14 protein-coding genes are annotated in these 12,155 nt (G+C 66.6%); 7 read left to right on the forward strand and 7 right to left on the reverse strand.

Annotated elements, in window-relative coordinates; all coding sequences use genetic code 11:
• Window positions 1-39: 39 nt before the first annotated feature.
• Both C6C15_RS14495 and surE read left to right on the forward strand, forming a co-directional pair.
• Window positions 40-1,032, forward strand: a complete 993-nt coding sequence (locus tag C6C15_RS14495; RefSeq protein WP_105950439.1) for a 1-phosphofructokinase family hexose kinase — start codon at window positions 40-42, stop codon at window positions 1,030-1,032.
• Entirely contained in the window at window positions 1,029-1,790 is a 762-nt protein-coding gene (gene surE, locus C6C15_RS14500; RefSeq protein ID WP_105950440.1) for a 5'/3'-nucleotidase SurE, read from the forward strand. The genes C6C15_RS14495 and surE overlap by 4 nt, the downstream gene beginning before the upstream one ends.
• A 148-nt stretch (window positions 1,791-1,938) precedes the next feature.
• Here the strand turns inward: surE and C6C15_RS14505 are convergent, their stop codons facing one another.
• Window positions 1,939-2,904, reverse strand: coding sequence for a helix-turn-helix transcriptional regulator (locus C6C15_RS14505; RefSeq protein ID WP_105950441.1), 966 nt, complete (start codon window positions 2,902-2,904; stop codon window positions 1,939-1,941).
• Between the two features lie 122 nt (window positions 2,905-3,026).
• On the opposite strand from C6C15_RS14505, the gene C6C15_RS14510 reads away from it, so the two are divergent.
• Both C6C15_RS14510 and C6C15_RS14515 read left to right on the forward strand, forming a co-directional pair.
• Window positions 3,027-3,422, forward strand: coding sequence for a RidA family protein (locus C6C15_RS14510; protein WP_105950442.1), 396 nt, complete (start codon window positions 3,027-3,029; stop codon window positions 3,420-3,422).
• A gap of 188 nt (window positions 3,423-3,610) precedes the next feature.
• On the forward strand, window positions 3,611-4,318 hold the full coding sequence (locus C6C15_RS14515; RefSeq protein WP_105950443.1) for a glyoxalase: 708 nt from the start codon (window positions 3,611-3,613) through the stop codon (window positions 4,316-4,318).
• A gap of 183 nt (window positions 4,319-4,501) precedes the next feature.
• Here the strand turns inward: C6C15_RS14515 and C6C15_RS14520 are convergent, their stop codons facing one another.
• Both C6C15_RS14520 and C6C15_RS17385 read right to left on the reverse strand, forming a co-directional pair.
• Entirely contained in the window at window positions 4,502-4,690 is a 189-nt protein-coding gene (locus C6C15_RS14520; protein ID WP_105950444.1) for a hypothetical protein, read from the reverse strand.
• 158 nt (window positions 4,691-4,848) lie between these two features.
• On the reverse strand, window positions 4,849-5,541 hold the full coding sequence (locus C6C15_RS17385) for an SHOCT domain-containing protein (RefSeq protein ID WP_234024163.1): 693 nt from the start codon (window positions 5,539-5,541) through the stop codon (window positions 4,849-4,851).
• A 148-nt stretch (window positions 5,542-5,689) separates the two neighbouring features.
• On the opposite strand from C6C15_RS17385, the gene C6C15_RS14530 reads away from it, so the two are divergent.
• Window positions 5,690-5,956: a ribbon-helix-helix protein, CopG family gene (locus tag C6C15_RS14530; RefSeq protein ID WP_105950445.1), complete on the forward strand. Its 267-nt coding sequence runs from the start codon at window positions 5,690-5,692 to the stop codon at window positions 5,954-5,956.
• The gene (locus tag C6C15_RS14535; protein WP_105950446.1) at window positions 5,953-6,648 is read left to right on the forward strand and encodes a PIN domain-containing protein; all 696 of its coding nucleotides are present in this window, start codon (window positions 5,953-5,955) and stop codon (window positions 6,646-6,648) included. The genes C6C15_RS14530 and C6C15_RS14535 overlap by 4 nt, the downstream gene beginning before the upstream one ends.
• Window positions 6,649-6,675: 27 nt before the next feature.
• On the opposite strand, the gene C6C15_RS14540 is transcribed toward C6C15_RS14535, so the two are convergent.
• Window positions 6,676-7,164 carry a hypothetical protein gene (locus C6C15_RS14540; RefSeq protein ID WP_105950447.1) on the reverse strand — a complete coding sequence of 163 codons (489 nt, stop codon included), beginning with the start codon at window positions 7,162-7,164 and terminating at the stop codon, window positions 6,676-6,678.
• A 335-nt stretch (window positions 7,165-7,499) separates the two neighbouring features.
• On the opposite strand from C6C15_RS14540, the gene C6C15_RS14545 reads away from it, so the two are divergent.
• Complete coding sequence (locus C6C15_RS14545) at window positions 7,500-8,405, forward strand: hypothetical protein (protein WP_105950448.1); 906 nt, start codon at window positions 7,500-7,502, stop codon at window positions 8,403-8,405.
• Window positions 8,406-8,459: 54 nt separating this feature from the next.
• On the opposite strand, the gene C6C15_RS14550 is transcribed toward C6C15_RS14545, so the two are convergent.
• The 3 genes from C6C15_RS14550 to C6C15_RS14560 all read right to left on the reverse strand — a co-directional run bounded on the left by C6C15_RS14550 (window position 8,460) and on the right by C6C15_RS14560 (window position 11,889).
• The gene (locus tag C6C15_RS14550; protein ID WP_105950449.1) at window positions 8,460-10,475 is read right to left on the reverse strand and encodes a hypothetical protein; all 2,016 of its coding nucleotides are present in this window, start codon (window positions 10,473-10,475) and stop codon (window positions 8,460-8,462) included.
• Window positions 10,475-10,879: a hypothetical protein gene (locus tag C6C15_RS14555; protein WP_158698572.1), complete on the reverse strand. Its 405-nt coding sequence runs from the start codon at window positions 10,877-10,879 to the stop codon at window positions 10,475-10,477. Before C6C15_RS14555 ends, C6C15_RS14550 begins: the two co-directional genes overlap by 1 nt.
• Window positions 10,880-10,977: 98 nt before the next feature.
• The gene (locus C6C15_RS14560) at window positions 10,978-11,889 is read right to left on the reverse strand and encodes a hypothetical protein (protein WP_105950451.1); all 912 of its coding nucleotides are present in this window, start codon (window positions 11,887-11,889) and stop codon (window positions 10,978-10,980) included.
• Between the last annotated feature and the right edge of the window lie 266 nt (window positions 11,890-12,155).

Below are 12,155 nucleotides of genomic sequence, written 5' to 3' on the forward strand. Positions count from 1 at the left end.
GGCTTCCACCCGGTCTTCACGTTCACCAGGGTGGACGGCATGAGCGATGTCACAATCTTCACCCCGGCCCCCATCCTGACCGTGACGGTCGAAGAGCACCAGAACGGGGACGAGGTGCACATCCATGCCGGCGGTCAGGGGGTGTGGCAAGCTCGGATGCTTCGTAGCCTCGGCGTCTCCGTCTCGATGTGCTGCGTGCTCACCGGCGAAACCGGAACGGTGCTCAAACATCTCCTCGAAGATGAGGGATTCGATGTCGTCGGGGTGGAACGGGAAGGAAGAGGACCGTCTTATCTGCACGACCGGCGGGAAGGGAAGCGGACGGAGATCGCCAAAGAGCTCGGCGACGCCCTCGGCCGACATGACCTCGATGAGGTGTACAGCCTCGTGCTGCGGGAAGGACTCGCCTCGTCCCTGGTGATCCTCAGCGGTCCCGCCGGCGAGGACGTCCTCCCGGCGGACACCTACCGACGGCTGGCTGCCGATCTCCGCCAAGGAGGCGCAAAGGTGATCGTCGACCTGTCCGGCGATCGAATGGATGCGGCAGTCGATGGCGGTGTGGATGTCCTCAAGGTCAGCCACGAGGAGCTCGAGGCCGATGGTCTCATCTCGGAACCGTCCGCCTCGCAGATCCAGGACGCCATGCGCACTCTCCGAGAGCGCGGCGCCGATGTGATCATCGTCACCCGCGCGTCGGACTCTCTCCTGTTCCTCGACGGCGACGGGTTCCTGGAGGTCACCCCGCCCCGACTCGAAGTCGCGGACACGCGAGGTGCGGGCGATTCCCTCACCGCCGGCGTCGTGGCTGCGATGGCGGCGGGAGAATCGCCCCGCGACGCCATCACCCTGGGGGCGGCAGCAGGGGCCTTGAATGTGACCCGGCATGGGTTGGGCACCGGGGATGCCGGCGCCATCCATCAGTTGAGGGGCAGCGTCGCCGTACGAACACTCGACGAGGACCGGCCGCGGGGAGCATCAGGACGAGTGAGCCCTGACGGATTGGCGGCCCTGGCACAGCAGGACGAATCATGACCCGCGTGCTCGTGACCAACGACGACGGCATCGACGCCCCCGGCCTTCACGCGCTCGCCCGCAACGTACGAGACGCCGGCTACGAGGTCACGATCGCCGCGCCCGCCGCGCAATCGAGCGGATCCAGCGCTTCCATCATGGCCGAAGACGCCGATGGTCGAATCGCGATCGAACGTCGTGTCCTCGACGACCTCGACGGCGTGCCCACCTTCGCTGTCCACGGAGGGCCAGGGCTCATCGCCCTGATCGTCGCGCGCGGCGCGTTCGGCGATCCCGCCGATGTCGTCCTGTCCGGCGTCAACCATGGCGCCAACGTCGGCCGAGCCATCCTCCACTCGGGAACCGTCGGGGCTGCGCTGACGGGGGGCCTCAACGGGGCGCGGAGCATGGCGCTCTCTCTCGACGTGGGCATGCGCCCGACCGCGTTTCACTGGAATCCCGCCGCCGCGGCTGGAATCGCTCTGCTGCCCTCGCTCCTGGAGTGCCCGGCCGGGACCGTGATCAACGTGAATGTTCCCAACGCCGCTGTCTCTCGCGGTGTATGTGAAGCGGAGCTCGCTCCGTTCGGCATCGTACAGACCACGCTGACGGAGCAAGACGAGCAGCACATCCGCCTGGCGGTCGAAGATCTTCCCAATGACCCGATGCCCGGAACGGACGCCGCGCTCCTCGCCGACGGCTGGGTGACCGTCACCGCACTCGACCCCGTCTCCCAGATCCCGCTCGGCTTCTCCCTGCCCGCGGCGCCGCGCTCATAGCCATCGCTTCCACTTGAAGACGAGCCAGAGTCCCGCACTCAACGCGATCATGGTCAGCGCCGACGGTCTGCGCCGGTCCGGTCATACCCCGGCCTTGCACGCGCTGCACTCTAGCTTGCTCTCAGCAGACACGTAGTCCGTAGATACGTCAGGGCCGATACCGGGTCGTCAGCGCATCGGCTCGCGCGAGAATCGCATCGCGGACGGAATCCGGCGCGAGGACGTCGGCGTCCGTATCGAGCCGCCAGACCGCCCACACCGCGTGACGCAGGTCGTCGAAGGTCACGTCGAGGCGGATCCAGCCGTCCGGCTCCGGCGCCTCGGCCCGGACGGCTCTGACGTTCTCCAGCAGTTCCTCACGGCGTGACGCCTTGATGCGGACGACGACGGGGAGATGGTCCTCCGAGAGGAATCGTGCCGTGCGCTCTACCCAGATGCGGTCGAGATCGGCCTGGGCGGGACGTTGCGCCGGTTCGGGGAGTGCTTCGGCGCTGAGCATCCGGGACAGGCGGTAGGTGCGATCGGCCCCTGCCCTCGTCGCCACCAGGTAGGTGCGCCCGCGGACGACGACCAGTCCCACCGGATCGACGGTCCGATGCCTCGGAGGTTGCCCGGGTGCCGCGTAGGCGAATCGCAGTCTGCGCCCGATGAGCACCGCGGTTCGCACTTCGCCGATGACGCCGTCGGCCAGGCGTTCGGCCGGGGCACGACGAGAGAGGAGGTCGCTCTCCGGCTCCACGAGGAGCCGTCCGGCCGCGTCGCCGAGGGTCGTCCGATGCCCCTCGGGCAGCGCGTCGACGACCTTGCGCATCGCCGAGGCCAGAGGGGCGCTGAGACCGAAGACCTTCTCGCCACGGGCGGAACCCACGGTGAGCAGTGCGAGGGCTTCGTCGTGGTTCAGCCCGGTCAGCTCGGTGCGAAAGCCCGGGAGGAGGGCGTAGCCCCCGTGGCGGCCGCGGTCGGCGTAGACGGGGACGCCCGCCGTCGAGAGGGCGTCGATGTCGCGGAGCACCGTGCGGGTGGACACCTCGAGCTCTCCGGCCAGCTGGTCCGCGGTCATCCGGCCTCGCTGCCGCAGGAGCAGCACCAGGGAGACCAGTCGGTCTGCGCGCATGTTCTCCTCTCTATCATAAATCACGACACTAGGTGTCGTGTTTCGTTGCGAGGCTGGGAGTGCAGCGCCTACGACGGCGGCCACCGGGTCGCCGGGCGCGGGAACGAGCGGAGGAATCGACGATGGAACGCACGGCAGTGAATCCGGTGACGTGGTCGCAGGAGCTGGGCTTCAACCAGGGCGAGGTCGTCTCGGGTGAGAGGCGGACCCTGTACATCTCGGGGCAGACGGCGATGGACCGGGATGGCCGGCCTGCGCACGACGGGGACATCGCGGCGCAGCTCGCGCTGGCCGTGGAGAACCTCGAGGCCGTGCTCGCCGCGGCCGGCATGTCGCTGGCGGATCTGGTCCGCCTCAACGTCTACACGACCGACGTCGATGCGCTGTTCCCCCACTACGGCGTGCTCGCCGGGAAGCTCGGCGCGGCCGGAGTCGCCCCCACAACCACGATGCTCGGCGTCACCCGTCTGGCGATCCCCGGGCAGCTGGTCGAGCTCGAAGGAACCGCAGTCGCATAGCGCTTCACTCCTCCGGACGACCAGCAAGGCCGGCCCGCTTGGCCGTCTGATGGTCCTAAGAAAGTTCCGTGTCCCACCAGCGACGGCGGGCGGACGCTCGATCCGCCGCGGTCATGATCTGTCCGGGTTGACCGCTAGTCTCGAAGACTCGCTCATGCCGTGATGGCATCCACGACAGGAGAATTCCGGTGTCCGCAGCCGACAGCATCGCCCTGCCCGTCAATGAGCAGGTAGTGCCCACGCTTCCGAGCGACGACGCCGACCACACCGTCCAGTTCTACACAGGCGTTGGCTTTCGGCTGCTCCACCGCCAAGCAAAGCCCTACCCGTACCTCGCACTCGCCTGGCGCAACGTGGATCTGCACTTCACTCGCCGCCCCGAAGGAGCCGATCGGGATCGCGAAGACTTCGCGTGCCTTGTGGCGGTGGACGATGTCGCGCCTTACCACGCTCACTTCGCCGCAGCGCTGAAACAATCACTGGGCCGGGTCCCGGCGACGGGGCGCCCTCGGCTCACCAGACTGCGCCCGGAAGCCTCCCGATTCACACTCGTGGACCCAGATGGCAACAACATCGTCTTCGTGCGGCGCGGTGAACCACGCGCGCTCCACTACGGTGGCTCGCCGGACCTCGTCGGGCTCGCGAAGGCTATCGACAACGCGAGAATCCTTCGTGACTTCCGCAACGATGCTCGGGCCGCATTCCGAGCACTCGACTCTGCACTGAGACGCCCAAAGGCCGGCGACACCGATGCCGACACGGTGACCGCGCTCACCTGGATGCTCGAACTGGCCCAGAACGCCGGGGCAGCTGATCGCCGGTCGGAGCTGGCCCGCGCCCTACTCGATCGCGGCGTCGATCAGTCCACCATCGAGGCGATCAACGGTGGCCAATGAGCCAGCGGGCGTGACTAATGCCTTCATCAACAAGCGCACGCGGCACGGCCGTCTTGCACACGTACGGATTTGTCGAGAACGAACAGAACAGAGGCGCCAGGTGTGGAGAAGAAACAGGACGATGACGTCAGATGGGCCAGCCGCGGCAGCCGCCCACCAGGCCCCACCTGTGTACGCCTTTCCCTAGTTCTGGATCTCGACCAACCGAGCCGACAGCGGAAGCAGCACCGTCTCCCGGCCCGGGATCGGGACGAAGCCCATGTCCTGCCAGTGCCGGACGAGCCTGCGCTGCAGGAACACGTCGCCGTGCCCGCCGTCCCGTTCTGGCGAGACATCACCGAGCCGCAGCGCGACGTAGCGGGGGCCGCGCATGACGGCGCCACGAGCTGACGAGGCGCCTGCCGAACCCCTCCCCCTCGGCGGGCGCCTCGTCCGAGCGCACGGCCTGCCTGACCACCCGCCGCACCCGACACGAAAGAACCGCCCGGAGCGTCATCGCTCGGGCGGCCCTATCGTTCCAGCTCGCGCCGTCAGATCCTCGCGAGGATGTGCGCCTTCTTCGCCGCAAACTCCTCCTCGGTCAGCACGCCTGCATCCCGCAGTGCTGCGAGTTGCTGCAGCTGAGCGGTGAGATCCGGCGCAGCGGCCGCCGGCGCGGGAGTGGCAGGCGCCGCCGCCTGAATGACCACGGGCGCTGAGGCCTTCTCCGCCTGGTCCTGGATGGCACCGAGGATCGCGGAGCGGAACTGCGCTGCCTCGTCCCTGCTGACTCGGAAGGTGATCGTGTTCACCGCGGCGCCGGCAGATGTCTGCACGTCGACGGCGTAGTACTTCAGCCCGTCCTTGCGGCTGGTGACGTTCGTGACGTGCTTGAGCAGGACCATGTCGTGCTCGTCCTTGCCACCCTTCACGCCGGTCGCCAGCAGTGAGACGCCACCGGTCAGCACTCCGGCGGTGATCTTCCCGCCGGAGACTCCGCGCGGGCGCTCCCACTCGAGGCGGTCCGCCCAGAGGCGCACCTTCGCGTTGCGGCCGTCGATGTGGCTCTCCAGCTCGATGATCGGCCGCGGCTCTGCGGTCGTCGTCATCGCGGGTTCAGCCGGGGCGACCGATGCCACCGGAGCCGCTGCCGGTCCCCCACCGGGCACGGCGGCTCGTGCCTTGTCGATGCCCGCCTGCGCCGCCTGAGAGGCGGCGTCCTTCACCTTGTCGAACAGGCCCATTTCTACTCCTTCGTGAGGTCCGTCTCAGCTGAGAGTAGCGGAGGCTCGGGTGCCGACCTGACCCGATCCATCGCCAGCTCCCCATTGCCCTACACGCTGCTGCGCAGTATGGTTATTAACCAGTTACTAACGAATGAGGAGGCGCCCCATGGCCGCTCGACCGATCAGCTTCGCCGTCGAGGACGCAGACGTCTCCCTGCTGGACGAGTTGTCCGCCGAATTCGGTGACGGCAACCGCAGCGAGTTCCTCCGCGTTGCCATGGCTGAGTTCAAGGAGCGTCTCCGGCTGAAGCGCCTGCAGGCGCTCCGCGACGGGATGGAGACCCTCCACGCTGAAGCGCTGGCTGAGCGTGGCGGCAAGGTCTTCACCACCGAGGAGACCCTCGCGCTCATCAACGACCTCCGCGTGCCGTGACCGGTGTCGCCCCGAAGGCGGGCACCCCGAAGATCCCCGTCGTACTCGACATCAACGCCTACCTCGACTACATCGGTCGCAGTGAGGGCCGGATCCTGCTTCCCACGCAGGCTGACATCCCTTCCCCCTCGCCGGCGGCCGACGCGCTCGCCCTCGCCTTCGACGACCGATACGCGCTCTTCGCTTCCCCGCACATCCTCCGCAACATCAACCGTGTGATGCACGTGAACGGTCAGAGCGAGCAGACCCGCCGCAAGTTCATCGAGTTCATCGCCGAGACCTGCCAGTTCACCGGAGGCGCGATCGTCGACCCCATCGCCCGCAATCACGGCATCGGCGACCATGGGGACAACCACATCCTCGCTTTGGCGAAGGACCCCGCCGTCAACGGCGACGTCATCGTCTCCTCTGACCGTCACCTCACCGATCTCGGACCCGCGTGGAACGGTCGGCTGATCATCAAGCCGCGCCAGTTCGTCTCACACATGATGCGTTCTGCTGCTGCGCCTGCTGTCGCTCCAGCGCCGACACGAGCGCCTATGCAGACTCCCACATCGCGGCAGGCGCCACCGGAACCCGCACCCACAGCCGCATCGCGCATGGCTCGATTCCCTGAGCTCCAAGGTGTCACCGTCGACCGCTTCGGACTCGCCGAGTCCGAGGACTCGCAGAGCGACGAACGTCAGCTCTGAAGCGATCAATCACGCAACAGTCGAGCGTTACTGCCCCCGCGGAATCTTCGGGAACGAAACCGTCTCCCCCGCGCCGAGCGTCAGCACGACGCCACCGCTCAGCGTCACAGTGGTCCCCTCGCTCGAGTGCTCGACGCGCTCAATCGCCCCGTCGACGGTGACCCTTCCGATGTCGGAAGCGCCGAGGCTCTCTGCCTTCTTTCGGTGAACCTGCATGGGCCCCGGACCCTCGGGAGCGTCCGGCGCACACGTCTTGCATCGCCGGTACCGACCGACGCCGGCAAGCTGCTCGACGGTCACATACGACGCTGCGTAGTAGCTCCGATCCACGCCCTCGACAGGCCCGATCAGCGAGAGCCCGTCCTCGTATGACTCGAGGACCTCGAATCCGCCTCGCGGAAGCTCCTCACGGACATCGCCGCGCACCTGGTGCTGGATGGTCGGGCAGTCTTCCCGGTGAAGCACCCGCGGCGGCTCGCTTGTGCGATTCAGGATCAGGCGGACGTCGTCAGACATGAAGCCATCATGGTGCACCGGGGCCACCTGGTTCGATGCATCCTGTGGATAACTCCATGGCACGTCAGGGCGCGATACGACGCCTCGTGGGCGGACATCGCCCAGCAGGCGGTCTCCTCCCTGCTCTGAAATGCAGGGCATATCGACCAGCACGTCGGACCCCAAAGCTACACTGGTACTTCGGCGGTCTGGACCGCCACACTCCGAGTTCGATCCCCCACGCGGGTCGGACGCAGAGGACAACCGAGGCGGATCCAGAGCTGCAGTACCTATCGAGTCACCTCCTCATAAGGACCTCGTAGGCGTGGGGTGCGACGTCCAGAAATGAGTACGAGATGACCAACACCGACCGTCACCCGGTGATCGCCCGCGACGCGAAGGCCTGGCGTGTTGCCGCCGGCGTGAAGCTCACCGAGGCGCTACGCCTGATCGAGGATCCGCTCCACCAGGGCATCCTCGGCGATCGCATCGTCGTGCGCGACCTACTTCGCGTCCTCGAGGACCACCCGATCATCGGCTCGAAGCACTCCTCGACCGTGTTCGGCCGCCGAGGTCTCATGGACGACGAGCCGATGGCCGACGACCTTTCGGCCGACCTCCTGCGCGAGACCTTGCTCGCAGCCGAGTTCCTCAGGATGTTCACCCCGGTCAGTGCGGCCGACCGACACGAGCGGAACGATGTCGGCAGCTACACGCTGAAGCACATGGCTGAGGAGCTGCTCGGGCACACGGTGGGTGGCTACCTCACCAACGGCGCACTGATCTGGGCCGCCGCGGCATTGGGCCTCCCCATGCGCGAGAGCGGCAGCGTCGGCGAGAGCCGGAACGTCACGATCTACCTCCTGCGCGAGGAAGTCGACTTCATGCGCGCCGGCCACCCCGCACGGATCGGGCGCCGCACCGGCGCTCACTTCCAGCCTCCCGGCTACCAGCGCCTCACGGCAGTAGTCGAGCGCGCCAGCAACGGCGAGCCGCTCGACGACGAGCTGACGATTCCGATCCAGAATCGACGGTCGTGGTCACCGTTCCACATCTGGCTCTCGGAGCAGGCTGGTCGGGATGGGTTCGAGGGTCGATTCGCCGGCGACTACCTCGCCGGCGTGAGCGCCAGCGACCACCGACCGGCGGCGTCCGGCAAGGACCTGATGAGGATCCTCCGAGGTATCCGCATCGACCCGGAGTTCCTCGCGGCAGCCAAGGCGCTCGTCGCCGAGTACGAGATGACCGGCCCGCGTAGCTGACCCAGGACATCTGAAGAGCCGCCCGGACGCACCGCAACGGGCGGCTCTTCAGGGTCATTCCGGCTGGTGGCCTACACCTGAGACTCGATCCGGATGCAGTCGGTACACCCGGTGCGCTATCCCACCGCGATGCGCGTTCACGAGCACAGGTGCGATCCGAATGCGCTTGCTCTCCTCCAGCCCCCGCCCGAACCGTTGGCGGCGCCAGTGGCCTCGACGGAAGTGCGGTGTCATGGGCGCTGTGTCGCTGTCATCGGCCGCTGGACGACGTGACGACTTCGAGCCTCGGTTCGTCGCCCCGACATCGATGACCCGGATTCCGGCTCCTGAGCGTTTCGCGTCGCGGCGGAAGTCCGCCGTCGAGATTTGCGCCTCCACTTCCGACAGCGGGGTCCCGAGCGGGACATCGGTGCTGTCGTCAGGCTCATGCCATTGCGCCCACGCTACGACAGCGGTGAGGTTGTCCACGACGTCCCTGTACTGCGTCGCCTCTCTCGAGGCCGGAATCACGAAGCGACCCAGAGGAGATCCGTAGGCCCCTGGGATCGCGAGACACCACGCGAACAGATCTGCGGGCTGACCGTAGTCGTCAGACAGCAGGAGGATGCCCTCGATGTGAGCGCCGAATTGCTCCAGAGCGCTGTCGATGTCTACCGCCAGCCACGATTCGTGGCCTCGGCTGATGTCACGATCGGAGATGAACTCCCCCACGGTCAGATCACCACGCAGTGAGTCATGCGCCACGGCCGAGACGAGCTTCCAACGTTCCGCGTCTGCTGAACCCGACACCGGAGCTGCGGTGGGCTCGAAGATCAGAGGCTCGGCGAATGCCAGGAAGACCTGCGGGTACGGCATGATCATCTCGCGGCGGTCGGAGTCGTTCATCGGCTCCGAGTCCGCGAACGCCGCCGTCTGGCCGGCGGGAAGCCAATAAGACGCCGCCGCAGTCAGGCCAACGGCGACCTGACCCCGAACGGCACTGGTCTCGGCGTTGAGCCATGAAGAGTAGGCGGCCCGTGCGTACATGTTCTGGCTCGCGAGCGCCTGACCAGGCTGCGGATGGGGATTCACTTGAGCGAACGGGTGTCGAGCGAGACCCAGTTTCTTGGAGATCCGACCACGAGAGTCGAACACCTCTCGCCATGCGGTCAGCATCTTGGTGGGGCCCTGCGTGACGTAGTGACCTCTGGCCGCGGGGGACGTGCTCGGAAGCGGCAAGCTGATCGTGCTGAATTCGGACGACGTCGCGAATGCCTCTGACGCGCTGTCGATGTACCCGAGGGCAGCACGCCGAGCGCCGGCATCCCTCGGCTCCGAGACGATTCCGCCGGCACCCCAGACGAGCACGGCCGGAACATCGAGATCGTCGGCACGTGCTTTCCAAACCCGTTCCGCAAGAGCGACAGCCTCGTCGAGCAAACCCACCTGTTCCGCATCGAGCTTCGCCCTGTCGGCGATCGTATGGACGCCTTCCGCGTCTCGTTCAACGACTCCTCGTGAGACGAGTTCTTCATGGAACGAGTTGGCAATCATCGAGGGTCCAAGACCCGCCATGTTCAAGAGGACCACGAGGTTCGATAGGCGGCGTGACTCGTGAGACAGGTCCGATGCACCGGTGCGTTCACCGCGTGCACGTTGGATGCGAGTGACCTGCTCGGTGCTGAGGTTCCTCGTCCCGTTCGCGATCCACGCGTTCATGCCCAGTACTCGACCGAAGGACTCGATCTTCTCCACGGGCGTCGAGCCTGGTGCGAGATCCATCGCGGCATCCCCGAAGTGATCCCACGCTGCGTGAACGCGCGAGTGATGAGAGCGGGCGTCTGCGTAGACGCCGCGAAGGAAGTCCCGCTCCGCCTTCAGTGAGCTGGCGTAATCCTGAGCCTCGTTCGCGAGCGCCGCCTGCTCACCGTGCAGATCCTCCTTCAAGCTCGCGACGCGCCCCAGCGCCGCCTCCGCGGCCTTCAGCGCGTTGACTTCAGCCTCGAGCTCGCTCTCGAGCTGAGCAATGGTGGCCTCCTGGGCAGCTGATCGGCGCCCGGCGCTCCGCGCCTTGTGCTTTCCGCGAGCCATCAGTCCAGCTCCCCCACCGTCGGCATCTCGACTCGCAGCTGCTGCCACCGCTCCCGCGTCTGCAAGTCAGTGCGCCACTGGGCTTCGCGATTGAGCTCGGCAACCACGCGCGCGCGTTGCGGGAGGTCGGGCCACTCCGCGTCCGCGCGGAGAAACAGGGTGCGGGTTCGATCAACCTGACGGACCTCGTGGACGATGCTGTCCCGGAGCTCAGCGATTTCCTCTCGCAGGGCATCGGTTTCGCCGGTTGCCCCACTCGATCGGTCCCGAGAGGTTCGCTTGAGCGCGACTTCCAGGACACCCGAGGTCGCGACGGTGCGCTGCGCACTCATCCGGTCCTTGCGCGTCTGTGTGATCTGCTCTCGCAGCCGCGCAATCGTCACAGTCGGATCTTCGTCGTCCACAGCGTCCCCTCACTGATGCGGATCGAGAGCGCGCATGGCTCCCGGCAGTAGCGATTCTGACATGCACGTGAGACACGCGATGAAGTCCGGCAAGCCCCTCAGCCCAGTGGGGTCGCGGCCACCAGTCGTCGACGCGCGGCGAAGTTTTCTGCCGTTCGCTCATTGAACGCGGCGCAGCTGCGCCCGACGAGCCCCTCAACGACCTCGCCCAACGCCTCGCTCTCCGAGGGACGCCCAGGCTGGATGACACCATCTCCGTCCACGACGATGTATCCAATCTCGAAGAGATCGTCGCACCCGAGGCTGCATGCCAGCATCGCGACGGAAGCGAAATCCCCTCTCTGCTTGTCATTCGACAGGGCCCGCGGGGTGATGTGCGCGGCCACCAGCAATGACGCTGGAAGCTCCCGGCCACACAGACCGCACGCTGCTGTGGCTCGTCCGCCCAGTAGGAACGCGCGTAGTTGCCCCTGCTCGCGACGGCGCCGACCGATTGTGGTCGCGTCCGTTTCTCCGCGATCCCAGATCGCATCGACGCGTGCTGTGGGCTCCGTCTCAGACCCAGTCGGAGACGTGCTTACGCCGAGTCGCTCGAGAAGCCGTGCGCCGTCCTCGTCGCTGAGCGCACTCAGATACTTCTGCTGTGGCGAGCCGTCCCGGTCCAGGGGCCCGGGCGCCCCGACGGTGATGATCGACGGCAACTCGCGGAAGTCGAGATCCAGACCGGTCACCGTCGGCTCCACGTGAACGAGCCATCCTGCGTCGAGATCGTGCGCATTCCGCTTCGGATACCCCGTGGGTCGAGCCGCCGGCACCCACTCGGCGACGACGCGACTCACCGCGCGCACGGCCTTGTCCTCGTAATGAAAGACGATGTCGCCGGCGCGAATGCTCTTGATCAGAATCCGGTCTGTCCGGATCGTCCCGTCTGGCCAGGGCGACGTCCACAGGCTCCCCTGAGCGATCGCGGTCGCGTAGTTCCGCCCTTGGCTCGCCCACCAGTACCTCATCGGCGCTCCCTCCGCATTCCGTTTGGCGTCAGCGTACCGGGACCCCTCGCTTCTTTGCGATGACGCAGACCCCCGCGATCCCGCTCGACGACTGGTCACACGCCGCTCACCTACTCAGCCCCATCTCACTTCAACGTCTGGCCTATTACCGACGATAAGAACAGTTATCCGGGCTATCCGGCCTCGCCCCTGCTCACTTCAATTCTGACCCACTACCCCTAATGAGAACGGTTATCAGCACTGTCGTCGCGCACCCTGAGGATGTA

The organism is Microbacterium sp. str. 'China' (genome assembly GCF_002993305.1).
GTDB classification, from domain to species: Bacteria; Actinomycetota; Actinomycetes; order Actinomycetales; family Microbacteriaceae; genus Microbacterium; species Microbacterium paraoxydans.